The sequence below is a fragment of the Pseudomonas sp. Leaf434 genome (assembly GCF_001425545.1).
Classification (GTDB): Bacteria; Pseudomonadota; Gammaproteobacteria; order Pseudomonadales; family Pseudomonadaceae; genus Aquipseudomonas; species Aquipseudomonas siliginis.
In genome coordinates this window covers 1,835,834-1,861,045 of record NZ_LMQZ01000001.1, presented here as the reverse complement: position 1 = coordinate 1,861,045, position 25,212 = coordinate 1,835,834, and the positions used below count along the sequence as shown (strand labels likewise).

The 25,212-nt window shown below is 56.9% G+C and carries 29 protein-coding genes and 3 tRNA genes; 19 read left to right on the top strand and 13 right to left on the bottom strand.

Annotated elements, in window-relative coordinates; translation table 11 throughout:
- Positions 1 to 157: 157 nt before the first annotated feature.
- Both bet and ASG55_RS08240 read left to right on the top strand, forming a co-directional pair.
- Positions 158 to 964, top strand: a complete 807-nt coding sequence (gene bet, locus ASG55_RS08245; RefSeq protein ID WP_056785329.1) for a phage recombination protein Bet — start codon at positions 158 to 160, stop codon at positions 962 to 964.
- On the top strand, positions 961 to 2,583 hold the full coding sequence (locus tag ASG55_RS08240) for a YqaJ viral recombinase family protein (RefSeq protein WP_056785326.1): 1,623 nt from the start codon (positions 961 to 963) through the stop codon (positions 2,581 to 2,583). Before bet ends, ASG55_RS08240 begins: the two co-directional genes overlap by 4 nt.
- A gap of 93 nt (positions 2,584 to 2,676) precedes the next feature.
- Here the strand turns inward: ASG55_RS08240 and ASG55_RS08235 are convergent, their stop codons facing one another.
- Positions 2,677 to 3,510, bottom strand: a complete 834-nt coding sequence (locus ASG55_RS08235; protein ID WP_056785323.1) for a hypothetical protein — start codon at positions 3,508 to 3,510, stop codon at positions 2,677 to 2,679.
- Positions 3,511 to 3,828: 318 nt separating this feature from the next.
- On the opposite strand from ASG55_RS08235, the gene ASG55_RS08230 reads away from it, so the two are divergent.
- Positions 3,829 to 4,158, top strand: a complete 330-nt coding sequence (locus ASG55_RS08230; RefSeq protein WP_056785320.1) for a hypothetical protein — start codon at positions 3,829 to 3,831, stop codon at positions 4,156 to 4,158.
- On the opposite strand, the gene ASG55_RS08225 is transcribed toward ASG55_RS08230, so the two are convergent.
- A complete protein-coding gene (locus ASG55_RS08225; protein ID WP_056785317.1) occupies positions 4,151 to 4,717 on the bottom strand; it encodes a hypothetical protein in 567 nt (188 codons plus the stop codon). The genes ASG55_RS08230 and ASG55_RS08225 overlap by 8 nt on opposite strands.
- 80 nt (positions 4,718 to 4,797) lie before the next feature.
- The gene (locus ASG55_RS08220) at positions 4,798 to 4,986 is read right to left on the bottom strand and encodes a hypothetical protein (protein ID WP_056785315.1); all 189 of its coding nucleotides are present in this window, start codon (positions 4,984 to 4,986) and stop codon (positions 4,798 to 4,800) included.
- Between the two features lie 91 nt (positions 4,987 to 5,077).
- On the opposite strand from ASG55_RS08220, the gene ASG55_RS08215 reads away from it, so the two are divergent.
- Positions 5,078 to 5,947, top strand: coding sequence for a hypothetical protein (locus ASG55_RS08215; RefSeq protein WP_056785312.1), 870 nt, complete (start codon positions 5,078 to 5,080; stop codon positions 5,945 to 5,947).
- Here ASG55_RS08215 and ASG55_RS08210 read toward each other — a convergent pair.
- Complete coding sequence (locus tag ASG55_RS08210) at positions 5,944 to 6,624, bottom strand: hypothetical protein (RefSeq protein ID WP_056785309.1); 681 nt, start codon at positions 6,622 to 6,624, stop codon at positions 5,944 to 5,946. The two genes, ASG55_RS08215 and ASG55_RS08210, sit on opposite strands and share 4 nt — an antisense overlap.
- 58 nt (positions 6,625 to 6,682) lie before the next feature.
- Here ASG55_RS08210 and ASG55_RS08205 point away from each other — a divergent pair, with 58 nt between their 5' ends.
- Positions 6,683 to 7,333, top strand: a complete 651-nt coding sequence (locus tag ASG55_RS08205; RefSeq protein ID WP_056785308.1) for a DUF4406 domain-containing protein — start codon at positions 6,683 to 6,685, stop codon at positions 7,331 to 7,333.
- A gap of 47 nt (positions 7,334 to 7,380) precedes the next feature.
- Here ASG55_RS08205 and ASG55_RS08200 read toward each other — a convergent pair whose 3' ends face one another.
- On the bottom strand, positions 7,381 to 7,830 hold the full coding sequence (locus tag ASG55_RS08200; protein ID WP_056785306.1) for a hypothetical protein: 450 nt from the start codon (positions 7,828 to 7,830) through the stop codon (positions 7,381 to 7,383).
- Between the two features lie 106 nt (positions 7,831 to 7,936).
- Between ASG55_RS08200 and ASG55_RS08195 the strand changes: the two genes are divergently transcribed.
- The 7 genes from ASG55_RS08195 to ASG55_RS08165 are packed head-to-tail and all read left to right on the top strand — an operon-like array spanning position 7,937 to position 11,562.
- Positions 7,937 to 8,500, top strand: a complete 564-nt coding sequence (locus ASG55_RS08195) for a hypothetical protein (RefSeq protein WP_056785303.1) — start codon at positions 7,937 to 7,939, stop codon at positions 8,498 to 8,500.
- A 4-nt stretch (positions 8,501 to 8,504) separates the two neighbouring features.
- Positions 8,505 to 8,879: a hypothetical protein gene (locus ASG55_RS08190; RefSeq protein WP_156388171.1), complete on the top strand. Its 375-nt coding sequence runs from the start codon at positions 8,505 to 8,507 to the stop codon at positions 8,877 to 8,879.
- 49 nt (positions 8,880 to 8,928) lie between these two features.
- Complete coding sequence (locus ASG55_RS08185) at positions 8,929 to 9,261, top strand: hypothetical protein (RefSeq protein WP_056785299.1); 333 nt, start codon at positions 8,929 to 8,931, stop codon at positions 9,259 to 9,261.
- Positions 9,258 to 9,575 carry a hypothetical protein gene (locus tag ASG55_RS08180; RefSeq protein WP_056785297.1) on the top strand — a complete coding sequence of 106 codons (318 nt, stop codon included), beginning with the start codon at positions 9,258 to 9,260 and terminating at the stop codon, positions 9,573 to 9,575. Before ASG55_RS08185 ends, ASG55_RS08180 begins: the two co-directional genes overlap by 4 nt.
- A 53-nt stretch (positions 9,576 to 9,628) precedes the next feature.
- Positions 9,629 to 10,279, top strand: a complete 651-nt coding sequence (locus ASG55_RS08175) for an HMG-box domain-containing protein (RefSeq protein WP_056785294.1) — start codon at positions 9,629 to 9,631, stop codon at positions 10,277 to 10,279.
- Positions 10,280 to 10,322: 43 nt separating this feature from the next.
- On the top strand, positions 10,323 to 10,529 hold the full coding sequence (locus ASG55_RS08170) for a DUF4224 domain-containing protein (RefSeq protein WP_056785291.1): 207 nt from the start codon (positions 10,323 to 10,325) through the stop codon (positions 10,527 to 10,529).
- 1 nt (position 10,530) lies between these two features.
- A complete protein-coding gene (locus ASG55_RS08165) occupies positions 10,531 to 11,562 on the top strand; it encodes a site-specific integrase (RefSeq protein ID WP_056785289.1) in 1,032 nt (343 codons plus the stop codon).
- An 82-nt stretch (positions 11,563 to 11,644) separates the two neighbouring features.
- On the opposite strand, the gene ASG55_RS08160 is transcribed toward ASG55_RS08165, so the two are convergent.
- Positions 11,645 to 11,731, bottom strand: a tRNA-Leu gene (locus ASG55_RS08160).
- A gap of 490 nt (positions 11,732 to 12,221) precedes the next feature.
- Here ASG55_RS08160 and ASG55_RS08155 point away from each other — a divergent pair.
- Positions 12,222 to 12,755 (top strand): GAF domain-containing protein, encoded by a 534-nt coding sequence (locus tag ASG55_RS08155; RefSeq protein WP_164488345.1) that lies wholly within the window; start codon positions 12,222 to 12,224, stop codon positions 12,753 to 12,755.
- An 86-nt stretch (positions 12,756 to 12,841) separates the two neighbouring features.
- On the opposite strand, the gene ASG55_RS08150 is transcribed toward ASG55_RS08155, so the two are convergent.
- The 6 genes from ASG55_RS08150 to ASG55_RS08125 all read right to left on the bottom strand — a co-directional run bounded on the left by ASG55_RS08150 (position 12,842) and on the right by ASG55_RS08125 (position 16,729).
- A tRNA-Cys gene (locus ASG55_RS08150) sits at positions 12,842 to 12,915 on the bottom strand.
- A 46-nt stretch (positions 12,916 to 12,961) separates the two neighbouring features.
- Positions 12,962 to 13,037, bottom strand: a tRNA-Gly gene (locus ASG55_RS08145).
- A 60-nt stretch (positions 13,038 to 13,097) separates the two neighbouring features.
- Entirely contained in the window at positions 13,098 to 13,658 is a 561-nt protein-coding gene (gene pgsA, locus ASG55_RS08140) for a CDP-diacylglycerol--glycerol-3-phosphate 3-phosphatidyltransferase (RefSeq protein WP_056785283.1), read from the bottom strand.
- Between the two features lie 32 nt (positions 13,659 to 13,690).
- Complete coding sequence (gene uvrC / locus ASG55_RS08135) at positions 13,691 to 15,514, bottom strand: excinuclease ABC subunit UvrC (RefSeq protein ID WP_056785282.1); 1,824 nt, start codon at positions 15,512 to 15,514, stop codon at positions 13,691 to 13,693.
- A 2-nt stretch (positions 15,515 to 15,516) separates the two neighbouring features.
- Entirely contained in the window at positions 15,517 to 16,158 is a 642-nt protein-coding gene (gene gacA, locus ASG55_RS08130; RefSeq protein WP_024012761.1) for a response regulator transcription factor GacA, read from the bottom strand.
- Between the two features lie 127 nt (positions 16,159 to 16,285).
- Positions 16,286 to 16,729, bottom strand: a complete 444-nt coding sequence (locus ASG55_RS08125) for a GNAT family N-acetyltransferase (protein WP_056785278.1) — start codon at positions 16,727 to 16,729, stop codon at positions 16,286 to 16,288.
- A gap of 605 nt (positions 16,730 to 17,334) precedes the next feature.
- Here ASG55_RS08125 and ASG55_RS08120 point away from each other — a divergent pair.
- A complete protein-coding gene (locus ASG55_RS08120; RefSeq protein WP_056785275.1) occupies positions 17,335 to 18,408 on the top strand; it encodes a 3-deoxy-7-phosphoheptulonate synthase in 1,074 nt (357 codons plus the stop codon).
- A gap of 54 nt (positions 18,409 to 18,462) precedes the next feature.
- Here the strand turns inward: ASG55_RS08120 and ASG55_RS08115 are convergent, their stop codons facing one another.
- Positions 18,463 to 19,542 (bottom strand): hypothetical protein, encoded by a 1,080-nt coding sequence (locus ASG55_RS08115; protein WP_056785272.1) that lies wholly within the window; start codon positions 19,540 to 19,542, stop codon positions 18,463 to 18,465.
- Positions 19,543 to 19,876: 334 nt separating this feature from the next.
- Here ASG55_RS08115 and ASG55_RS08110 point away from each other — a divergent pair, with 334 nt between their 5' ends.
- The 5 genes from ASG55_RS08110 to ASG55_RS08090 all read left to right on the top strand — a co-directional run bounded on the left by ASG55_RS08110 (position 19,877) and on the right by ASG55_RS08090 (position 25,206).
- A complete protein-coding gene (locus ASG55_RS08110) occupies positions 19,877 to 20,746 on the top strand; it encodes an esterase/lipase family protein (protein WP_056786840.1) in 870 nt (289 codons plus the stop codon).
- A gap of 95 nt (positions 20,747 to 20,841) precedes the next feature.
- Positions 20,842 to 21,123 (top strand): peptidylprolyl isomerase, encoded by a 282-nt coding sequence (locus ASG55_RS08105; protein WP_041478733.1) that lies wholly within the window; start codon positions 20,842 to 20,844, stop codon positions 21,121 to 21,123.
- A 131-nt stretch (positions 21,124 to 21,254) separates the two neighbouring features.
- Complete coding sequence (locus ASG55_RS08100; RefSeq protein WP_056785270.1) at positions 21,255 to 23,123, top strand: extracellular solute-binding protein; 1,869 nt, start codon at positions 21,255 to 21,257, stop codon at positions 23,121 to 23,123.
- Positions 23,123 to 24,184 (top strand): microcin C ABC transporter permease YejB, encoded by a 1,062-nt coding sequence (locus ASG55_RS08095; RefSeq protein WP_056785267.1) that lies wholly within the window; start codon positions 23,123 to 23,125, stop codon positions 24,182 to 24,184. Before ASG55_RS08100 ends, ASG55_RS08095 begins: the two co-directional genes overlap by 1 nt.
- Positions 24,184 to 25,206 (top strand): ABC transporter permease, encoded by a 1,023-nt coding sequence (locus ASG55_RS08090; RefSeq protein ID WP_041478730.1) that lies wholly within the window; start codon positions 24,184 to 24,186, stop codon positions 25,204 to 25,206. The genes ASG55_RS08095 and ASG55_RS08090 overlap by 1 nt, the downstream gene beginning before the upstream one ends.
- Positions 25,207 to 25,212 lie beyond the last annotated feature (6 nt).

Sequence of the window (25,212 nt, the reverse complement as noted above, 5' to 3'; positions counted from 1 at the left end):
CGTGCACGCCGCATTCTGATTCGGCGCGGCTCGTTTCGAGTCCTCTCGATTTACACCTTCCTGATGCTGCTCAGCGCCCTCGCCGATCGCATCACTCAATAACCCAAGCATTCAATCGCTGCGCATGTCGCGGCAAGGATTTCCCGTGAGCGCAGTAATGAAGCAGGAAGACCAATTGCCTGCGATGTCTGAGGCGGCACTTGTTGAGGTGCTGAGCAACAGCCTCTACCCAGGCGCAGAAAAGAACTCGGTGGTAATGGTGTTGGCTTACTGCCAGGCCGCGCATCTGGACCCAATGCTGAAGCCTGTGCACATCGTGCCGATCTGGAACACCAAAGCGAAAAAGATGCAGGACACGGTAATGCCGGGCATTGGTCTTTATCGCATCCAGGCCGCGCGCACTGGGCAGTACGCAGGTATCAGCGATCCTGAATACGGACCGCCAATTACCGCAAAGCTGGGCGGCGTGGACGTCACCTATCCAGAGTGGTGCCGGGTAACCGTCAAGCGCCAAATGTCGAACGGCCTCGTTGCCGAGTTCACCGCAAACGAGCGCTGGCTTGAGAACTACGCAACGGCCGGCAAGGACTCGATTGCCCCAAACACCATGTGGAAGCGCCGCGCCTTCGCCCAGCTCGCCAAGTGCGCTGAGGCTCAAGCGCTGCGCAAGGCATTCCCTGAGGTCGGATCAGCGCCAACGGCCGACGAAATGGAAGGCAAAACATTCGAAGAGGCGCCGCGCGACGTGAGTCCCCAGCGGCAGCAAGGGCCTGAGCCCGAAGCTCTTCCGCCCTACTCCGATGATCTCCTGAAAGAGAACATCGCCAAATGGCAGCCACTGGTTGATGCCAACCGAACCAACCCCGAACACCTGATCGCGACCATCAGCAGCAAATACACGCTGAGCCCGGCCCAGATCGAAAAAATCCAGAACCTCAAAGCCATCGACGGAGACGCAGCATGAAAATTCACAACGTAGCTCAAGGCTCCGCCGAGTGGCACGCATTGCGCGCTCAGCACTTCACCGCCTCCGAGGCGCCCGCAATGATGGGTGCGTCGAAGTACCAAACCCGCACCGACCTGCTCACCATGAAGAAAACCGGCATCACGCCGGAGGTCACTCAGGCGCAGCAGTACATCTTCGACAAGGGCCATACAACTGAAGCGCTTGCCCGGCCGCTGGTTGAAGTCATGATCGGCGAGGAGCTGTATCCAGTCGTGGGCACCGACGGCAATCTGCTCGCCTCCATGGACGGCGCGACGATGCTGGGCGAGACCCTCTTCGAACACAAGCTTTGGAACGAGTCGTTGGTCGCCCAGGTGAAGGCCGGCGATCTGGATCCACACTACTACTGGCAGCTCGAACAACAACTGCTGGTGAGCGGCGCCGAGCGCGTGATTTTCGTTTGCTCCGACGGCACCGCCGAAAACTTCGTGCACATGGAATACCGACCTGTCGCCGGCCGCGCCGCGCAGTTGGTCGAAGGCTGGAAACAGTTCGAGGCCGACCTGGCCAACTTCGAAATGGTAGAGGCTCCGTCGATTATCGTCGGCAAGGCCCCGGACGAGCTGCCAGCGCTTCGTATCGAACTGACCGGCATGGTTACCGCGAGCAACCTCAAGGTGTTCGAGGATTCGGCTCTCGCTGTCATCGACTCTGTGAAAACCACGCTGCAGACCGACCAAGACTTTGCCGATGCCAAGAAGGCGGTCAAGTGGTGCGGCGATGTCGAGGAAGCGGTTGCGGTAGCGAAGAAACAAGCACTCTCCCAAACCCAAAGCATTGACGAGCTTTTCTCGTCTCTTGATCGAATCAGCGCACATGCTCGCGAGACGCGCTTGAAGGTCGACAAGCTCGTTAAGGCTCAAGAGCTGCTGGTGAAGACCAACATCAAGCAGAAGGCTGAGCAGGCGCTGGCGGATCACGTCGCGGCCATCAATAAAACACTGGGCCGGGTAACGCTGCCAGCGGTTGCTTCCGACTTCGCCGGCGTGATGAAGAACAAACGCACCATTGCCAGTCTGCAGGATGCTGTCGATACCGAGCTGGCTCGAGCAAAAATCGCCGCGAGCCAGTCAGCAGATGCGATTCGCTTGAATTTGACCAGCTTGGCCGAGCTCGCGCCCGACCATGCATTCTTGTTCAACGATATTCAGCAACTCGTCCTCAAGGCCAACGATGACCTGGTCGCGCTGATCAAGGTGCGAATCTCTGAGCACCAGAAAGCCGAGGAGGAGAAAGCTGAGGCGCAGCGCGAGCAGATCCGGCAACAGGAGCTGCAACGGATCGAAGCTGAGGCGAAAGCCAAGGCCCCTGTTGAGCCTGCACCAGTCGCCAGTCCAGCACCGGTAAAAGCAGCCTCGCCCGTTCAGTCTGCCTCGAAGCCAACGACCACAACTGCGGCGCCGACGAACCTGCAGGCCGAAGTGTTTGATCTGGAAGAGCTGATCAAAGCTGTCGCCTACGGCCAAGCCCCTATTTCGGTGCTGACCGTCGACTGGGAAAAGCTCGACGCGATGGTCGCAGCCCAGGGCACCAAGTTCAGCCTGGCAGGCGTGAAGCTAGTCAAGGTGGCCGCATGATCATAAATGCGATGACCTACTCAAAAGCGGTACGCAGCAGGAGCTTGATGAGCTGCGGGATCTCAAGCGGTAATGATAGATCTTCCCGCAGTCTTAACTACCGCCGTAGTAGCTGCAAACTGTCTGCGAAACGAAAAACTCGCTCTTCAAGGTAGCGGCCGGGGAATAAGCTTTTAGCTTCTTTCGAGTTTTTGGAGAAATAAAAGCCATCGTTATAAACATAACAATCTCACACGGCTCCATCGAGTCAAGAAGCAAGGAAAAATAATACTTTTTTCTTTTCAGAGAAAGGCTTGACCCATTCACAAAAGCAAAAACCTGAAGAGCCCTTAAAATTGCTTTTTTATCCCTGTCATTACCGAGATGCCTCCTTGCTGCATTACCAATCTCCTTTATTCTTTTTCTTGCAGGAAGAATGTCAACCTCACTCCTCTGCTTTTTCAATTCTAATACTTTGTTAATCCCCCGAGTATAATCCTCCCCCTCGGGGGTTTTCCTCCAATACTTTTCCGCGGAAACCTCATACCTATCAAGTAATTTATAAAAGCTTGACTCGAATCGCTCCTGCTCGAAAAGCCTTTGTTGCTCCAGCATTATCGAAGAAGTTTTTCGAGTCTCAACAGTTTGAATCAACGTAGTCCTTAAAAGAACTATCAGCGCAATAAAACTAAGAACTGGATTAGTGAGCCCTCCTACGAAATCTCCAACCTGGCCCAAATTATCAGATACTTTAAATTCATCACCAACAAAAATATAAAACAAAAATAAAATTACTAACGCAAAACCTAACGCACAAGCGCCTATCGAAAATTGACTATAAGGCTCAACATTATCGTCCCTCTTTTTTCTTGTTAAACCATATAGATATATTGCGATTATTATAGTGAACATCTGTAGGGTGATAAGAGCGATAATTGCGATATACATTACGCAGCGTCCTCGACATAGGCGACGCGATGATAGTGACGTTTGGCAACATTTCCAATCGCAATTTGCCATCACCCGACATGACCATGCTGTCTCTCAGTGGCCGGGGCGCTTGATCGTGGAAATTCATCAGCCCAGATGCTCTGCGAATACGTCCGACAGCACCACCGGATGCCAACCGAAAATGGACGTAACATGATAATCCACTGTACAAAATGAAATTCAGGTCCCTCCGTGACGCGACCATCAGCCGTGCGCAACAGCACAGACGACTGACCTGGCTGGACTTGCCGGCCAGCGGAATTGAAGAGGTAGCCCATGGCCAAGAGCAATGCAGATCGCTCTGCGAAAGCCGCGGCGAAGAGGAAGGAGCGCGGCGAAGAGGAAATCAGGCTGCACTGCCTGCCCGGCACTCGCCAAGCACTTGCTGAGCTGATGGCCTGGAGCGGCATCGAGGAACAAGGCGAGGCTATCACGCTGATGATTCACCACCTCCACGGACTTGGACCGGGCGGCGCCCTTCCCCTGCTCACACCACCGCGACACGAAATCACGATAAGCGAAAACGTGTCGCGTATTTTTGAGCTGGAATCACGCCGCGCGATTTCTCGCTATTCAGACGATGAGATACTGGATCCGATTAATTAGTGTTCAGGCGAATAATTTCGAAATATCCCAAGTAAAAAGAAATTCCAACGGCGCAGCTAGCTAAGAACACAACCGCCGAACCCCACTTGAGTATTTGAAAGGAAATCTCGCCTCTTTTAACACGCCTCCACTCGGACTTAAGTATTGCCTGACTCTCGACCACAATGCTTTCGATTAGGGCCTCATAACGCTCAGGATCAGAACCAACCCCATCGGTTTCCGAAATCAGTTTCAAAAATTCTTTATGTTCATCCTTGTTCATCCTCAATCGTATTCGGTTGATAAGAAGTGCTATCTCAATGAAGTCATTTTCTTTGGAGAGTACGTACTCAGAAATTTTCTCCTGAGATAGATTTTTGGTTATTTTCGATATGCTTGCCACAACCATAAAATGTGCGACCAGCTTTGACACATCGTCTCTCAGCCCGTCGATCCACGCCTGCCTGAACTCAGAGGTTTTCTGATCTTTTGCGAGGATCGCTAGCGCAAGCGAAATGCCCCCGCCTATCAGAGCAACAGCAATGGCCCCTATGAGAGGTATTAGTAGGTCCTCCTTCACGCTGTCCCTCCTGTTTAGTAATTGATTGGGCCCCATGCCGGGCCGAACCCAAATAACGCAACGGCGGGCAATGCCCCAGCTCAGACGAACCCCGGCGCTTCAACCAGCCGATGCTTCGATTCCATGTAGCTGGCCAGGTCGATCACCTCCCGAAGGAACACGACCACCTCCAGCTTCACTGCATCGTCAGGCAGCCCTATCCGTTTCAGCATCGCTTTAGCGTCCTCTTCGATAGCCGCTAGCGCATCTACATCGCTCTGCAACCTCATGTCGGCCTCCTGCCATTGTGAGATTACAGATACATACCCCACTTCTACGAATCACGCCAGCCGGCGAGGCAATCGGCTGTCTGGAGCAATTATGAACCCCTACCTGATCACCGGCCCTGCCCAGATCGGCATCAGCGGTGGTCGCACCAGCGGGCACATGGTCTACAAGATCCTCGAAGCGCATGGCGGAGTCCTGCCGCCAGACGTGCACCTGTTCTTTCAGAACACCGGTAAAGAGCGCGAGGAAACGCTAGTTTTCATCGACCAGATCGCGAAGCGCTGGAACGTGAACATCGTCTGGATGGAGTGGTGCCGCGTGTACGGTCAGCCGGATGATGCGCCCTGGTATAGGCTGGTGGATTTCGAAACTGCCAGCCGCAACGGCGAGCCCTTCACCATGATGCTCGAGTATTACGCCGCGTACCGCAAGGCGGAGAAAAACCTGCCACCGGTGCTGCCGAACTTCTCGAACAACATGTGCACCGCTTATCTGAAGGTGAAGATCGGCGAGAAGCACATGCGCGCCCTCGGATACACCGAATGGGATTGCGTAGTCGGCATCCGTTACGACGAGCCGAAACGCTACCACCGAATGATGGCCGCCAATGATCGCGGCGGCACACGTTGGGACAATGTTTGCCCCTCCTACACCGCCGGAGTCACGAAGGAAGATGTTGCCGAGTTCTGGAGGGTTCAGCCGTTCGACTTGGAAATGAATTCAGACTTCGGCAACTGCGACCTGTGCTGGAAGAAGAATGAACGCAAGCTGATCAAGACCATCATGGACGACCCGTCGCGGGTGATCTGGTGGTCAGGTACTGAGGAACGGTTCGGCCAGGTGTTCCGGCAAGATCGCGCCGACTACAAGACGATGGGTTGGTCTGCCGAGCAACGATCCCGGCAGACCGACTTTGATTTCGAATATCTCGCAGAAGATATAGATTGTTTCTGTGGCGACTAACTTTCTTCACGGACGAAGCCAATACCTCCTACGCTGATATCACAATCAGGGATAAACCTACAATTTCCTTCTGCGCCGTCGCGCTCGCTATAAATAACTTCAATAGCAGCTACATCACCCGGAGAATCCTTATGCCACATACAGTTAAAATCAGCACTACTGCCTCGATCCAAAGTTCTAAAAGTTGTGAAATGATGCTCATTTGCGCCTTTGTGAAGCACCAGCGTTAAACCGAATATTTGGGCGCCGTCATTGAACAGCCTACAGCTTACTTTCCAGTAGCCTTCCTCAAATTCAACTTTCACACTCTGCAGATGAAGAATCGGACGGAGGCTTTGACGATATCTAACAGCCTCTTCAAGTCGGGCTTCACGCTCATGCTCAAGCGTTTTCAGTGAAACTGTTGCCAACAGGCGCTGCTGCTCGACGGCGTTTCTTAATTCCTCGCCTTGGAAGTTCAAAGCAGCGGTACCTTGACGCAATTCTATACCCTGTTGAAAGTATCCAAGGACAAGCCAGAGGATTGCAACAGGGCCGAAAGCTCCGGCCAAAAAGTCTCCAACCTCATTGAGGCGCATTGACAGTAAGGTGTGAACGCGATCCCCAATTAGCCACCAACTGAAGACGGCATATAGAACCGTAAGCGAAATCCCTATTAGAGCAAGCAATCTTCCCATGAATCTCTCTCCTTTTTAATTATGCTTTTGAGTTTACCCTAAGCATCGAGGACGCCCCATGCCCATAGAAAACGTTATCGACTGTCCAGCCCTGCACGAGCGCAGTAAAAACTACCCGTTCGGCGACCGCGTGCCGCGCACGGTGAAGATGTTCACAACCGTCGTTGCTGATCCGATGCCGGGAATTGGGTCCGCACTCTTGCGGGGTGATGGCCCGATCTGCCGTGAAGGGCAAATCTTTCCCGTATGGACCAACAGCCACGGCGCGGTTGCGGCTGTGCTGCCAGATGGCAGGCGCCTTGGCCTGCGTCCTTCAGAGTTCGAAGTCGACACCTGGCACGAGCTGTCGCCAGCGCCAGCAGCGCCTGGTGTAACGCTCGCTGCTACCCGCGCCAAACGCCTGTACCTCGCAGGGCCGATGACTGGCTTCGAAGACTTCAACTTCCCCGCCTTCAACAAGATGGCCGCCGAGCTGCGCGCCCGTGGCTACGTCGTAGAGAACCCGGCAGAGCACGGCGTCGTCGACGGTGCGGACTGGGCGGACTACATGGCCTACGACCTGACCCGCCTCGGCCTTTGCGGCCAGGTCGCGGTGCTGCCCGGCTGGGAGAACTCGAAAGGCGCCCGGCTCGAAGTGCACATTGCCCGCGAGCTCGGCATGAAGGTTGTGAATGCCCATGATCTGGTATCGATGGAGGCAACACAGTAAGCAGCTAGAAAACGTCGCAACGCTTCGCCTCAAGAGCCGTATCGGGCCTACGACAGCTTCTGCATGCCTAGCACTACTAGATCTCCGAAACCGTTTATCAGGGTGCCAGCAATGAGGATGCTCAACTCCACGGACTTGAGCCGCTTGACCCGTCGCTCAATGTAATTGGCGAACATTGTCTCCAGCCCTTTATTTACCAGCGACTCCAAACCTTTCTTGTACGCGGCGTCTAGAGGGCGACCAAAAAAACGCTCATGCACCTCATAAAGCTCTTGCAACTGCTTTTCATCGCTCATTTCGCGGAAGCGACTTATTTGAGAGGTCAGCACTTCCTGAAGTCTGACAGACGCCGCGATCACCCCGATAACAATGATCACCGAGCCGGCCCTATTAAGCCATGGCGGATCATAGAAATAACCGGCTAACGCGCCACATATCGCGATCGCAACACATATTCCAACGATTATCCGCTCCAACCAGCTGGTTCTAACCTTCATCCTGATAACTCTCGCAGTAGATGCGGGATTCTCAGGCAGAAGGTCGACCAGCGCAAATTTCCCTCTCCCCCTTCAAAGTCAGCCGCTATAGCGGCAAGGACGACTCATGTCTCAAGTTCACCCAGATTTGGCCCGGATCTACAACGTGTTCGGCCTGAGCAGCAATCACTCCTTGTCGACTCTGCTCGCAAACGTCGAGGGCCTCAAGCGAAGTCATGACGAAGATCTCCCGCTTGCTGATCGGTACCGGTTTCTGCGCGAGCCAAAAGCCAGCGCGCCCATAACGCTCCCGGAAGAACAATGGATTGTCGTTGGCCTGGCCAGCCATGAAGACGTGCTGACCGGCGCCGCGCTGGACAAGGCCATCGACAACGCCATGAACTCCAAAAGCTACACCTTCGAGCCGGAGGATGGCCCGCTGCTCTGCTATCAGGTCGGCGATCAGGATTGGGTTGCCGCGCAGAACCCGGAACAGGCCTTAGCGGTATTGGCTGAATACAACGGCGATTGGCTGCACGAGCACTCCGACGATTACGACGTGTTTCTGACTGGCGATTCGGAGCTCGACCAGCAGTGGCAGGACGAAGATTCACCCGGTACTCCAGCGGGATCTCTCCGGCAGTGGCTGGCTGAAGCCACGGAACCTTGCTACCTGAATGGGGTGGAGTGACGCCATGAGCAAACGAGCGATTCACCTGTACCCATGGGACGGCGGCACCGAGGCTGATCAGGATCCGCCAGAGCACGTCTATTGCGGTACCGACGGCGTCATGACCGACGACCAGCTCACCAATGACTGGCGGTACGTCACCTGCAAGCGCTGCCTCAAGATCCACGAAAAAGAGCTGGCCGCGCGAGCAGCTGACGACCGAGACCTGAAGGTCAAACTGTTCGACGAAGCACAGGCCATCACCATCACCCTCGGCCACCGGAACATCTCAACCGCCATCAAGGCTTTGGTCAGGGAGCGCGACGAACTCAGGCATGAGCGCGACAACCTGCGCTTAGACCGAGACGGCCTACTCGAAGCAGGAGCGCACTTACTATGATCGCCCTCGCCTGGTTCGCCTACGTGTACTGCTACAAGGGGCCGCGGTGATGAACGATCAGAAACTTCTGGAACTGGCGGCAAGGGCTGCGGGTGTGAAGGGTGTTTGGCAAGAGTGGTGGGACGACCTCACCGACTCCAAATCCTGCGGAATAGCTCCGAATGGAGCCTGCGGGGGCGACTGGTGGAACCCGCTCGAAGACGACGGCAAGGCTCTTCGGCTGGCTATAAGGCTCGGGATCTGCATCGTTTTCATGGAAGAGTGCGACTCGGTTGTGGCCGAACACTCTGCGCACGGCGTGATGATCGTCGAAGCGATGGATGATTATGGAACTCGCCGCTCGATTGTGCGTGCCGCAGCAGAAATTGGCAGTCGGCCATGAGCCGCTTGGTCAGCGTCCGCACCGAGGAACTGGCCGGCCCGGCGCTAGACTGGGCAATCAACGCGATCGAGGGTGATCAGCAGCCCGCCGCCGGCCAGCTGGATCTCTTCGCCCTGCCCGACGCCGAGCAACTGATCACGAAGTACGGCGTCTGGGTCGACGCTGGCCACCGGCACCAATGGCTGGCCGACGCGACAAGCGACCCGTTCAACCGCCAGCCCGGCGAAACCAGAACCATCGCTGTGTTCCGCGCCGTGGTCTTCGCCAAGCGCGGCGCCGCGTTGAAGGTCCCCGCCGAACTGATCCAGCAATAACCCCAACCACTCAACAGCCTGCCGGCGTACGGCGGGCGAGGAATTCTATTGCCATGCCAAACCATGTGACCAATAAGGTGCGCGCGCCAGCGCACGTCCTGAAGTCGTTGATCAACGAAAGCGGCAAGATCGATTTCAACACCATCCTTCCATTTCGAGGGGCGTTCCCTTGGGACAGCATCAGCGGGCAGGCCGAGACTGCGGCGGAAGCGATCACTGCTCAGCCGCTCAACGATCATCCTTTAATTGCAGGGCTTGAGCGGCGTAACCGCACCGGGGCCAACGTGTTGCAACTGAGCGAAGAGTGCTTCGAACAGTTCATCCAGATGCTGCGCAACAAGCGATCGTCTGGGCACTTCCACTCGCTAGATTTCGCCCGAGATGTTTGGGGCACAAAGTGGAACGCCTACGACCAGGTGATTGAGTTGGATGCTGGTGAACTCTCGTTCGATACCGCTTGGTCGTGTCCGATTCCGGTTCTGACAGAGCTTTCGAAGCTCCATCCAGATGACGAAATCGTTGTTCGTTATGCGGACGAAGATCTCGGTAGTAACTGCGGAACCGTGCATCTCAAGTCAGGGGAAGTGGTTTCGTCGGAGGTTGCTGGGCGCTGGAACGAAATGAGCGACGAGCAACGCAAGCAGTGGACGACCTGGGCGCGAGACCTGAAGGGCTGGCCAGAAGACGAAGAAGACGCCGAATAACCCATCACCACCTTCTGCCGCCACGCGCGGCATGGAGCATCACATGACCATCCAGTTTCTATCTCATGAGGAGGTTTGCGAGCTCACAGGCGCGCGAACCAAGGCAGGACAGATCCTCAACCTGAAAAAGAACGGCGTCCGCCATACGATTAAAGTGAACGGCTGGCCGAGCGTCACCGCGATGGCGGTCACCGCCGTCGGTGCATTTGAATCTGAAAAGCCCGTATGGAAATCACGTAAGGCCAGCTGACATGGGAAGACGACCAAGTAAACCCGGCTCGATCGCCAGGCTGCGGGAGCGCAAGAAAGCCAGCGGCCGGGTGTTCTACTACTACGACACGGGCGGCAAAGACCGAAAAGAAATTCCACTGGGCAGCGACTACGGCTTGGCGATCATGGAGTACGCGAAGCTTGAGCGTGATCGCACCGCAACCGATCTGGTCGCCAAGGTCATCACGTTCCGCTACGTCGCCGAAAAATACATGGTCGACGTCGTCCCCACCAAAGGCACGGCGACCCAGGCTGACAACAAGCGCGAGCTGAAGAATCTGATCGCTTTCTTCGACGACCCGCCCGCGCCGCTGGAAACGATCGAGCCGTTGCACGTACGCCAGTACCTGACATGGCGCAAGGCCGCGCCGGTGCGCGCGAACCGCGAGAAGGCACTGCTTAGCGCCATCTGGAATTACGCCAGGGATAAAGGCTACACCTCCCTTGCCAACCCGTGCGCGGGCATCAAGGGCAACAAGGAAACCGGGCGGGACACGTATGTCGAAGATGCGTTGTTCAAGCGTGTGCACGACAAGGCAGACGTGGGCCTACAGGACGCAATGGACCTCGCCTATCTGACCGGGCAACGGGTGACCGATACCCGGCTGATGGACGAGCGGGACGTGCGCGACGGGCAGATTTGGGTGCTGCAGGGCAAGACAAAGGCGAAGCGTCGGATCGAGATAACTGGGGAGCTGAAGGTTTTGATTGATCGAATCATGTCCCGGAAGTCAGAACACAAGGTCCGCTCGACGCGGCTGATCGTTACGGAGGACGGCACACCGATGACGGTGGCGATGTTGCGCAGGAGATTCGACTTGGCCAGGGAGGCGGCCGGCGTGCCGAAAGCGGAGTTTCAGATGCGCGACTTGCGCGCCAAGGCGGGTACCGATAAAGCGGAATCCAGTGGTGATATCTTGCAAGCCAGAGATCAACTTGGGCATACGACGGTGGTGATGACCGAGCAATACATCCGCAATCGAAAGGGCAAAAAAGTCATGCCCACCAAGTGAATTGCGGACCAAGTCCAAAATTGCGGACCAGAAACAAACAAGGGCTTGCATCAGCTTTCGCCTGCAAACCCTTGATTTAAGATGGTGCCCGAAGCCGGAATCGAACCGGCACGCCCTTACGAGCGGGGGATTTTAAGTCCCATGCGTCTACCAGTTTCGCCATTCGGGCGGTAGCGCGGTATTGCTCTGTTCAGCCTTGCGGTTGGATCCTCACAGGATGACCGCTTGAAAAGCCGAGCGGGGAATATATACATCACGTCCCGGTGAAGCAAGTTTGGAGTGCGCGATTTGAGAACTAAATATCGCTGACCGCGGAAAATTAAAAAGCCCCAGAAATCAGGGAGCTACGAAGTTTGCTTGAAGTAGAGGCCGAGGTAACTGGCAAATCGCAGCAACCAGACTGGAAATTGTGGCGATAAACTCAAAAGATTCAGATGCTCACCATCACCTTGGCTGCACGGGTGACAGATGTTTCATCGATTGAGATTATGAGCAGGCAACCCAAGTTTGGACGGGATGTCTACGCTAAAGGTTGGCGCCGAAATCAATAATCAAAGGGTATCAGCACGCCCCCCTTCAACCACGATCACGCCTCACAGAACGTCACCAGAGCAGAGCTCAGGGATGTACAAGCAATCAGGAGATTTGATTCCATGCAAATGAGTGACACCGTTCTAAAAGCGTCTTTAAGCCAAGAGGAGCGCTCGGCGATCGCCGAGATCGAAGCGACCACCAATATCCTGCAGCTTGTCACCCGCCTGACCGGTACACGCTTTGCCGGAATCGCAAAATTCACTGAAACAGAGTGGATCGTCTGTTCGGCGTACGATCCGATTGAATTGGGAATAAATGTCGGCGATACGCTGGATCTGGAAACCACCCTTTGCAGTGAGTTTCGACGAAATCCTCAAGCCCTCTTCCTTCCACAAATCAGCAAGGATGGACGACTTTCGTCACGTCCTGTGGTGAAGCAGTATTCAATTGAAAGCTACGCAGGCGCGCCTGTTTTCCTGCCGGACGGAAGACTCTGGGGTGCCCTCTGTGCTCTGGATTCAAGGGCCGTTCTGTTTGATAACCCGGATCTTGCGGACACACTGACGTTATTCGCACGCCTTATTGGCTGCATCTTTTTCTCGAATCTGACGGTGGAAGGTGCCAGCCATATCAAGACCGGGGCGTGTCTGACTGAGTGACCCTCCATAAACGATGCGGAACACCACACTTTTTCCACAAGCAACAAAAAACCCCGTAGATCATTGATCTACGGGGTTTTTGATAGTGGAGGCCGAGGTCGGAATCGAACCGGCGTAGGTGGATTTGCAATCCACTGCATAACCATTTTGCTACTCGGCCTCAAAGTATTTGCTGTCAGTAGCGCAACAACAAACACTGTACAAATTGGAGCGGGAAACGAGACTCGAACTCGCGACCCCGACCTTGGCAAGGTCGTGCTCTACCAACTGAGCTATTCCCGCTTGGTGTGGCGCATTCTATAGAATTAAGAAGCCCCGTCAACCCCTTGATTCAAAAAACTTTTATTTCTTTTCTACATCAGTCTTCAGGTGCGGCCAGGCGGCGCGAAGGTATTGAACCATCGACCACAGGGTCAGCCCTGCCGAGACGATCAGCAGCGTATAACCGAGCACGACCCAGAAGCTCAATGCCTTTGGATGAGCCAGCAGAATCACCAACGCGAGCATTTGCGCCGCTGTTTTCCATTTGCCGAGATTGGAAACGGCCACCTGTGCCCGGGCGCCGAGTTCGGCCATCCATTCGCGCAGCGCCGAAATCACGATCTCGCGACCGATGATGACTGCTGCGGGCAGCGTAAGCCAGAGATTGCCGTGTTCCTGCACCAGCAAGACCAGGGCAACAGCGACCATCAGCTTGTCGGCGACCGGATCGAGAAACGCCCCGAACGGTGTGCTTTGCTCCAGTCGACGCGCCAGATAACCATCGAGCCAGTCCGTTGCGGCCGCGAAGGCGAACACCGAAGCGGAGGCCATGTAACTCCATTCGTAGGGCAGATAGAACAGCAAAATAAAGATCGGGATGAGCAGGACGCGTAGAACGGTAATCAGATTAGGGATATTCATCGGCACAACTGGCTACGAGGTGAAGGGGCATTCTACTCACTATGCAGGTTCGCATAAATCGACTCAGCGAGCTTTTTACTGATCCCCGGGGCTTTGGCGATCTCTTCGATGCTTGCACGAGACAGCTCCTGCAATCCACCAAAATGTTTCAACAGGTCACGGCGGCGCGTCGGCCCTACCCCTGCGACACCCTCAAGCGTCGAGGTTCGGCGGGTCTTGCCGCGACGGGCGCGATGCCCCGTAATTGCAAAGCGGTGTGCCTCATCGCGGATCTGCTGAATCAGGTGCAACGCGGGCGAATCGCCGCGCAAGGTGAACTCGTGCGCTGCATCATTCAGATACAACGTTTCGAAACCGGCCTTGCGCGTGGCGCCTTTGGCGACGCCCAACAGGATCAGATCCGGTACGGCCAGTTCGTTGAGCACATCGCGGGCCATCGACAATTGGCCCTTGCCACCGTCGACCAGCAGGATGTCCGGCAACTTGCCCTCGCCGTCCTTGAGTTTGCTGAACCGGCGGGTCAGCGCCTGGTGCATGGCCGCATAATCGTCGCCGGCAGTGACGCCTTCGATGTTGTAGCGGCGGTAATCCGACTTGATCGCACCTTCCGGCCCGAACACCACGCAGGAGGCAACCGTCGCTTCGCCGCTGGAATGACTGATGTCGTAGCATTCCAAACGTTGCGGCGGCTCATCCAGATTCAGCACTTCGGCCAGCGCGTCGAATCGCGCGGCGGTGTGCTGACGGTTGGCCAGACGCGCGCCCAACGCTTGCTCAGCGTTGGTCACGGCCAGTTGCTGCCAGCGCGCACGGGTACCGCGCACCCGGTGACTGATGGCCAATTCGCGGCCGCGCAAGGTATGAATCCCTTCGATCAACGCTGGGAAATCTTCATGAACCACGTTAACGATCAGTTCGCTCGGCAAATCGCGTTCGGGGCTGCTGATGTAGTACTGGCCGAGAAACGCCGCCATGACTTCGGAAACGTCTTCCTCGATGCCGACCTGCGGGAAAAAATTCTTGCTGCCCAGCACTCGCCCGCCGCGCACGCTGATCAGGTGGACACAGGCGCCGCCGGGGTTGACGAATGCGGCAATAACGTCGATATCGCCGGTGCCGCCTTCCATGCTCTGCTGGTCCTGTACCCGGCGCAGCAATCCGATCTGGTCACGCAATTCGGCCGCGCGCTCGAACTCGAGATTGATCGCTGCCTCTTCCATCGCCGTGGACAGCTCGTTGGTCAGCGCATGGCTGCGACCTTCGAGGAACATCACCGAGTGGCGTACGTCTTCGGCGTAGACGTCAGGCTCGACCAACCCCACGCACGGCGCCTTGCAGCGTTTGATCTGGTATTGCAGGCACGGACGGGTGCGGTTCCTGTAATAGCTGTCTTCGCACTGGCGAACGAAAAAGGTTTTTTGCAGGATACTCAGGCTTTCGCGTATGGCACCGGCACTCGGATATGGGCCGAAATACTTGCCCTTGGCCTTTTTTGCCCCGCGATGGATGCTCAGTCGCGGAAACTGCCCGTCGGAGAGAAACACGTACGGATAGGATTTATCGTCGCGCAGCAGGATGTTGTACGGCGGGCGCCACTCCTTGATCAGCGTTTGCTCAAGCAACAACGCTTCGGTTTCGTTGGCGGTGATGGTCGTCTCGACCTGAGCGATACGGCCGACCAGTGCGGCCGTCTTCGGCGCCAGCCCGGTCTTGCGAAAGTAGCTCGCCAGACGTTTCTTCAGGTTTTTCGCTTTGCCGACATAGAGCAGGCGCGCTTCGCTGTCGAACATGCGATAGACGCCGGGCCGACCGCTGACGGTCGACAGGAAAGCACTGGAATCAAATGTCTCGGTCATGGTCAGGCGCTGGCGTCCACCATGCCGTGACGCACCGCGAGCAGTGTCAACTCGACGTCGCTGCTGATCGAAAGCTTCTCGAAAATGCGGTAGCGGTAGGTATTCACGGTTTTCGGCGACAGGCACAACTTGTCGGAAATGATCTGGACCTTCTGGCAACCGACAATCATCAACGCAATCTGGATTTCCCGCTCGGACAACGCATCGAACGGCGAATCATTGGTGGGCTGGAATGATTTGATTGCCAACTGCTGAGCGATCTGCGGACTGATGTAACGCTGCCCGGCGAAGACCAGACGAATGGCCTGAACCATTTCCGGCAGACCCGCGCCCTTGGTCAGGTAACCAGCCGCCCCGGCCTGCAGCAAACGCGTCGGGAAAGGGTCTTCCTCGCACACCGTAACGGCAACCACCTTGATGTCCGGGTGGCTGCGCAGCAGCTTTCGCGTGGCTTCGAGGCCGCCAATGCCAGGCATCTTGACGTCCATGAGCACTACGTCAGGCTTCAATTCACGGGCCTTGATCAGGGACTCTTCACCTGACTCGGCCTGACCCACCACTTGCAGGCCATCGATATCGGCCAGCATTCGTGTAATGCCTGTGCGAACGAGATCATGGTCGTCGACCACTAGCACCCTAATCAAGCAGACACCTCGCGATATGGTCTTATTGGGATGCCGGACACCTTAGCAAAAAGTGCCAGACAGACCTAGCGGAAAGCCGCATTTAAAAAGTTTCAATTCATCATTCAGGGCTTGCCGGCTGTGGGTTTCAGAGCACAGCTGTACTCAAATCAAGCTGCATCCTGAGGAAACACTCATCCCTGCCCACGATGCGCAGTCCTTTGCGTGCATACAGTTCTTGCGCCCGGTTATTGTCAAACACTGTCAGTCGCAGTGCCGGTCGTCTTGCCTGACGAGCCATTTCGGTAACTTGACCAATGGCCCAGGAACCGGCGCCCTGCCCTTGCCAGAGATGATCAATCTGCAATTCGCGTATGTACAGCGCCCGCGCATCCTGGCTCAGACTGAAAAAACCGATCGCCAGTTCATCCTGGAGGATCATCCAGTTGTCACGATACTGCCAGCCTGCGTCGAACGCCTCGTCCTGCCACAACAGGTCGTGGTCAATGTAATAGCGCAGCATGTTGCGACAGGTCAGATCCCGCGCAAGAGCAAGATCATCACGGGTGGCATGCCGGATTCGATAACTCATTCAGCTTTCTCCATGACTGCAAAGTTGCCCTTCACCCGCATGGTTTGCCAGTGATAGGCGTTTCGAGCGGCGGGCAATAGCATTTTCTGATTGCTGATGCGTATCAGCGTCGAGTAAGCTCGGCGCATTCAACGGAGACAGCACATGTTCAACACCCTTCCACAGTCTTGCACCACCAGCGCCCTGCGCTCGGTCGCGGCTGCCCGGGTGAATCACACTTGCGCTCCTGACAATTTTTATTTTGGGTATTGGTTTAGCCACTGGCGCGCCTGATACCCAAACGGCGCCCATGATAACGGGTCGCCTACCAGAGATTTCTCAACCCCCGGTCGGCCTCCCGACCGGGGGTTTTGTTTTTTCAGGCCCATCACTTTCAGCGACACACCACATTTCGAGGATTACACCATGAACCACGCCACTTATTACCGTTACGACAGCTTTAGCGCCTGGCGATTTACCAGCCTCCGCTCGGGACAGCCTGCCGCCTCCGATCGGTCACCCACAGGTGGCAAACACACATGCCTAGCCAGTACGGCCATTTGTCGAACACCCCAGTAGGGCCGAGTGCGCGGGAAAAACCCGCCATCCGCCCAGGAAGACCGAACATGAACTCTTCAGTTTCCGCTTTGCCGCTGTCCACCCTCGATTCTGCCAACGAAGCACTGACCCTGCGTCTGCCCAGCTCGTTGCAGCTCAAACAGCAATTGCCGCTCAGCCATTCCCTGCATCAACAGGTCAACACTCATCGCCAGGCGGTGCGCGCCATCCTTGACGGTGAAGACCCACGCCTGCTGGTCATCGTTGGCCCCTGCTCTATCCATGACCCGCAATCAGCGATTGAGTACGCCAGCAAACTCGCTCGTCTGGCCGAAGATGTCAGCAGTGAAATGCTGCTGGTCATGCGCGCCTACGTCGAAAAGCCGCGTACGACGGTCGGCTGGAAAGGTCTGGCCTACGATCCGCATCTGGACGGCACTGACGATATGGCTGCCGGTCTGACGCTGTCGCGCGGACTGATGCTGGAAATGATCCAGCTCGGACTACCGGTCGCTACCGAACTCCTGCAACCCATGGCCGCCAGCTACTTTGATGACCTGCTGAGCTGGGTGGCCATTGGAGCCCGCACCACCGAGTCGCAGATCCACCGCGAAATGGCCAGTGGCTTGAACATGCCCGTGGGCTTCAAGAACGGCACCGACGGCGGCGCCGCCATTGCTGTCGACGCCATGCGCTCGGCAGGCCATCCGCATCGACACTTCGGCGTCGACAGCCAAGGGCATCCGGCGATCGTGCAGACAGCCGGCAACGCTGACACCCACATTGTGCTGCGCGGTGGCCATCAAGGGCCAAACTACGACGCAACCAGCGTAGCCAACATCAGCGCCGAACTCAGCCGACTGAAGATTCCCAGCCGGATCATGGTCGATTGCAGCCATGCCAACAGCGGCAAGGATCCCCTGCGCCAGCCAGCCGTCTTCAACGAGGTGCTTGAACAACGCCTGCGTGGCAACCACTCGCTGATCGGCGCGATGCTGGAATCTCATCTGTTCGAAGGCTGCCAGCCGCTGAGCACCTCTCTACGCTACGGCGTATCGATAACTGATGGCTGCCTCGGCTTTGACGCAACGGAACAGTTGCTGACCGACGCCGCACGGCGCCTCGCTAACGCCAGGGCCTGATCGCAGATCGCCCTCCCGTTCCATACGAAGCGCGGAGGGCTGACCTTCCCCAGGTTATGCCACTATGCTGATCCGCCTCACGGCAGATTGCTGACTGGTATCGTCCAGACGTTCGATGGTGTAGGCAATCTCCACCGTCGTGCCGTGGTGCTCGCGCCAGAACCGATGGGGAACAATGAAACTCTCCGGTTGCCCGGCCGCCTCCCGAGTGATTTCAAGATCATCGCGATGACTGAAAAAATCACCATCGCACTTGAGATAGACCAACTCGTCTTCCTGCACCAGCGGGTCTTCAATCAGAATGGAAACCCCCTCTATCGAGTCCTTCACCGACAGCACATCATCGATCGCCCCAACAATATCCGGCGCGGCCAGTTCAGCACGCACTGCCGGCCCAATGAAAACCGTCGCAGGCTCCGAGGTTCGAATGGCTCCACAGCATTGTTCAACACGGTAGGCGACCACCACCTCGCCACCACGATGCGCTTCGACGTAGCTGCCCGGCACCCAGAACGACAGGCTTTGCGCGACGGCGCAGGCCTCGACCTTCAACGAGTCGGTGAATATTTCGGGCGAAGCATCTCCATGCCACGACAGCATGATCCTGTCGCCCGCTGACATCCGAGCGTAAGGCTGCAGGGTCACCAGGGTGCCTTCGACCACTCGCGACGGCTCCAGCGCTCCGTTTACCGAGCCTTCTATTTGCGGCGCCAACAGATGCGGTCCAACGTCCCCGACAGACAGTTGCAGGCGAGCAGATTCCACTGCCTTGGGCGCGGACGCACTTTGAAGTGCCCAGTAAACCTCAAGCGAGCCCCCGTCCAGCGCAGCGACATGCATCGCCTTGATGACGAAGATGACGTCTTTGCCAACCTGGACCTGGCTGATGAATCGAACACTCTCGTATTGATAGGCAAAGCCTTCGATATCCAGCCCCTCCCAAGACAGCACGATCTGATCGCCGCAGCTCATGTTGGCATAAGGGGAAATGCGAACGATGGCCTTGGCCAGCGAAGGATCCAACACGCTCCCTTGGAGCCCGTCAATCGTTGGCGCGACCAGAGGTTCGATAGACACTTCGGCAACCATCGGCTGGCGCATCCGCCAGCAAAACTCGATTTCATGGCTATTCATTTTCGCTTCCACTCCCTGGAAAACGTGCCGCCCCGAATGACGACACTGACATCTACATTGAGGACCTATTTGAACGTTCCGGATGTCAGCCGAATCCACCGCGACAACGGCGTAACCGCTACTCGCAAAGTAGGCAACAGCAGAGGTCACGCGGTTATGCCGACAAACGACCCACTGAACTTCCGATTCGGATTTCACAGCTCTCCGAAATTTCGTACGCCTCGTAGTCCATTTTCAAACGCAATGTGAAGCCTCTTCGTACTTCTTCAACGGGATGAGTGTTTTAGAGTGGCCCGGTGATTTCCCGATGAACTTCTACGAAAAAGGTAAGAACATGCAACGGAATGCTACAACTCGTTATCCCATCCTGTTGGTCCACGGTCTGTTCGGGTTCGAGCATATCGGTCATTTCGAGCTGTTCCATGACGTCAAGTCCGCGCTGAAAACCGCCGGATGTCGATTGTTTGTTCCACACCTTTCGGCCACCCACGACAATGAAAAGCGGGGTGAGCAATTGCTGTCACAGATTGCTTGCGTGCTACGAGGCACAGGCGCGAAGAAAGTCAACCTCATAGGACACAGTCAAGGCGCACTCGCTGCACGCTATGCGGCGGCGCTTGCACCAGACGTCGTCGCTTCGGTCACCTCCGTCAGTGGCCCGAACCACGGCTCGGAGCTCGCCGACTTCCTGCGCAGGGCACTGATTCCAGGCAAGCTTCCCGAAGCCGTCGCACAGAATGTCGCAACGCACTTTGCCGACTTACTGTCGCTACTGAGCGGCAGCGCGACATTGCCGCAGAATGCGTTAGCCGCACTCAACGCATTGACCACGGTCGGCGTCGGTCAATTCAATGACAAATTTCCCCAGGGACTGCCGCAAACCTGGGGCGGGCATGGTCCTGAGCAAGTCAACGGCGTGCGCTACTACTCGTGGAGCGGGGTTGTTGCGCAATCCACGTTGCCAGTGCTGGATCCGGTTCAAGCAACCTGCCGGGTCCTGTCGCAATATTTCACCACCGAACCCCAGCAGAATGATGGTTTCGTCGGACGCTTCAGTAGCCATCTCGGCCAAGTGATCCGTTCCGATTACCCAATGGATCATTTGGCCAGCCTGCGGCGGAGCGCGGGCACAAAAGCGCCCTCGCCGGATCCGATCGACCTGTACGTCGAACATGCCCAGCGTCTGCAAGCGGCGGATCTATGAATCGGGCAAGGAACGCAGAATGGAACTTTGCCGAGAATTCGCCGACTGATTCCGGTACGCTCCACCTTTTATTGAAACAGTTCGGAGAATTCCCCATGGCCAAAGCCACTGCCCGCCACATCCTGGTTTCCAGCGAAGACAAGTGCAACGAACTCAAGGCTCAGATCGAAGCCGGCGCCGATTTCGCTGAAGTCGCCAAAGCCAACTCCACCTGCCCGTCCAGCCGTCAGGGCGGCGATCTGGGCTCGTTCGGTCCAGGCCAGATGGTCAAGGAATTCGACACCGTGGTATTCAGCGCGCCGATCAACGTCGTGCAAGGCCCGGTAAAAACCCAGTTCGGTTATCACCTGTTGGAAGTCACCAGCCGTCAGGACTGATTCGTCGTCCGATTGCTGACAACGGCCCGCCTTCTGGTGGGCCGTTGTGTTTCAGTTACATATACGGCTGGCGAGTGGCGCGCGGCTCGCGTACAACTTGCGCTTATCGATTTTGCGTTCCAAGGCTGACGATGCGACTGGTTTTTCCCACACTGATGCTCACCGCCCTCGCCTTTCTCATTGGCGCCGCTGGCGTGAACGCTGCCCCGCAACACGCACTGACCGTTTACGGCGAACCGGCCAAATACCCCGCCGGTTTCAGCCATTTCGACTACACCAATCCGCAAGCGCCGAAGGGCGGGACGATGCGGCGCTCGGCCATCGAGATCGGCCACTTCGACCATTTGCTGCCTTATATAGACAAAGGCATCGGCGTGACGCAGATCGACGGCCTGCTGTACTCGCCGCTGGCCCAACGCTCGCTGGACGAGCCTTACACCGTCTATGGTCTGGTTGCGCAGAAGATGGAACGTTCGGACGACGGTCTTTCGCTACGTTTCTTCATCAACCCGAAGGCGCGCTTTGCCGATGGCAAACCGATTACCGCCGAAGACGTGCGCTACACCTACAACCTGCTGATGACCCAGGGCAGCCTGCGTTATCGCACCCAGTTTGCCGACGTCAAAGGCGTCGAAATCGAGGCACCGCTGACCGTGCGCTTCGACTTCAAAAGCAACGAAAACCGAACTTTGCCGCTGGACATCGCGACCTTGCCGGTATTCCCCGAACACTGGTGGAAGAGCCGTGATTTCGCCAGCGGCGGTGGTTATGAACCGCCGCTGGGCAGTGGGCCGTACCGGGTTGGCAAGGTCGACTCCGGGCGCAGTATCACGTTCGAACGCAATGGCGACTGGTGGGGCAAGGACCTGCCGGTCAGCCGCGGCCTGTACAACTTCGACCATTTCAGCATCGAGTACTTCGGCGACACCGATGTCGCCCGCCAGGTGCTGCGTGGTGGCGCCTATGACTACAACCGCGAGTTTTCCGCGACCGGCTATTCGATCGGCTACGACAGCCCTGCCCTCAGCGATGGCCGTTTGCAGAAGGCCCACCTCGCCACTGAAGCGCCGCAATCGGCCCAGGGTTTCGTGTTCAACCTGCAAAAGCCGATGTTCCAGGACCGCCGCGTGCGCCAGGCACTGGCGATGCTCTGGGATTTCGAATGGAGCAACCGGCAGATGATGCGTAACGTCTATATCCGCCAGCAGAGTTACTTCTCCAACACCGACCTCGCCGCCCGACAGTTGCCCGACGCACAGGAACTGAAAATCCTTGAACCACTGCGCGATCAGATTCCCGAAGAAGTGTTCACTGAAGTCTTCGAAGCGCCGAAGACCGATGGCAGCGGCATCATCCGTGACAAGCAGTTGCAAGCCCTGCAACTGCTCGAGCAGGCCGGCTGGAAACCGGATGGCGACCAGTTGGTCAATAGCGCCGGCGAACCGCTGAGCTTCACTTTTCTGGTCAGCCAGAATGGCATGGATCGCCTGCTGTTGCCTTACAAGCGCACGCTGAAACAGATCGGCATCGAGCTCAATATCCGCCGCATCGACGCCTCGCAATACGTCAATCGCCTGATGAGCCGCGACTACGACATGATCGTCACCGGCTATCCCGTTACCACTTCTCCGGGTGGGGAATTGCTCAACTACTTCGGCTCGGCAGCGGCCAACGACCCGGGCGCGAACAACTACATGGTGCTGAAAAATCCGGCAGTCGACACTTTGATCAACGGCCTGATTCGCGCCTCGACCCAATCAGACATGCTGCATTACGCCCATGCGCTGGACCGGGTGCTGCAATGGAACTACTACTGGATTCCCAACTATTACCCGCCGGGCACCTCGACCGTCTGGTGGAACCGCTTCGGCATTCCCACGGTGCAGGCGAGCAATGACGAAGCCATCGAGAGCTGGTGGGAAATCAGCCGCACGCCACTGACCAATCAACAGATGACCGCTGAGAAAATCAGTCGCGGCAGACCCGGAGGACCGCACTGATGTGGGGTTACATACTGCGGCGCCTGCTGCTGATCATTCCGACGCTGGTGATCATCCTGCTGGTCAATTTCGTGATCATTCAGGCCGCGCCCGGCGGACCGGTGGAACAAGCCATCGCCCACCTGCAAGGCATTGGCGGTGCCAGTGTCGGCGGCGGTGCCAGCGAGACCTCGAGCTCTGCCTCGCGCGCCAGCCGTGGCCTTGATCCGCAGCTGATCAAGGACATCGAAAAGCAGTACGGCTTCGACAAACCGGCCCACGAGCGTCTGTGGCTGATGCTGAAGAATTACGCGCAACTGGACTTCGGCAAGAGCTTCTTCCGTGGCGCGACAGTCACCGACCTGATTCTGGAAAAGATGCCGGTGACCATTTCGCTCGGGCTGTGGGCGACGCTGATCACCTATCTCGTGTCGATCCCGCTGGGCATCCGCAAGGCTGTGCACCACGGCAGCCATTTCGATATCTGGAGCAGCACGGCGATCATCATCGGTTACGCCATGCCGGCGTTTCTGTTCGCGATGTTCCTGATCGTCGTATTCGCCGGCGGCACTTCGCTGAACTGGTTTCCGGTGCGCGGGCTGGTGTCGGACAACTTCGAATCGCTGTCGACACTGGGCAAGATTGCCGATTACTTCTGGCATCTGGTGCTGCCGGTCACGGCGCTGGTGATCGGTGGATTCGCGACGCTGACGATCCTTACAAAAAACTCGTTCCTCAATGAAATCACCCGACAGTACGTAGTGACGGCCCGCGCCAAAGGCTTGAGCGAACGCCGCGTGCTGTACGGACACGTGTTTCGCAACGCCATGCTGTTGGTGGTCTCGGGGATACCTCAGGCGTTCATCAGTGTGTTCTTCGCCGGATCACTGCTGATCGAAGTGATCTTCTCCCTCGATGGCCTTGGGCGCATGAGTTACGAAGCAGCGGTATCGCGGGATTATCCGGTGGTGTTCGGCTCACTGTTCATCTTCACCCTGTTCGGCCTGCTGATAAAACTGATCGGCGACCTGTGCTACACCCTGGTCGACCCGCGTATCGACTTCGCCGCGAGGAATGCCTGATGTTCAAGCTTTCGCCTTTGGGTCGTCGCCGTTTCGAACGGTTCAAGAAAAACCGTCGTGGCTGGTGGTCGCTGTGGCTGTTCATCGGCCTGTTCATCCTGACGCTGGGTGGCGAGTTGATCGCCAACGACAAACCGTTGATGGTCAGTTATCAGGGCCAGTGGTACTTCCCGGTGTTCAAGCGCCATACCGAACAGGAGTTCGGCGGGCAACTGCCGTTTCAGGCCGATTATCGCAGCGAGTACGTGCAGAATCTGATACGCAAGGACGGTGGCTGGTTGCTGTTCCCGCCGATTCCGTTCAGCGACGACACACCCAACTATGATCTGAACAAACCGGCGCCAAGTCCGCCGACCTCGGTGAACTGGCTGGGCACCGACGATCAGGCGCGCGATGTGCTGGCGCGGGTCATCTTTGGCGCTCGGGTGTCGATTCTGTTTGCCTTGATGCTGACTTTTGTCAGTGCGCTGATCGGTATCGCCGCCGGCGCATTGCAGGGGTATTACGGTGGCTGGGTCGACCTGCTCGGACAACGCGTGCTGGAGGTATGGTCGGGGCTGCCGGTGCTGTATCTGCTGATCATCCTCTCCGGTTTCGTCGAGCCGAATTTCTGGTGGCTGCTGGGGATCATGGCGCTGTTTTCCTGGTTGGCGCTGGTGGACGTGGTGCGCGCCGAGTTCCTGCGCGGGCGCAATCTGGAATACGTCAAAGCCGCACGTGCCCTGGGCCTGACTGACCGCAAGGTGATCTTCCGGCACATTCTGCCCAACGCAATGAACGCGACGCTGAGTTACCTGCCGTTCATTCTGACCGGAGCGATTTCGACGCTGACCGCGCTGGATTTCCTCGGCTTCGGCATGCCGGCCGGCAGCGCTTCGCTGGGTGAACTGATCGGTCAGGGCAAGCAGAACCTGCAAGCACCGTGGCTCGGGTTGACCGCGTTCTTCACTCTGGCGCTGATCCTCTCCTTGTTGGTATTCATCGGCGAAGCGTTACGTGACGCTTTTGACCCTCGATCCTGAAGCGTG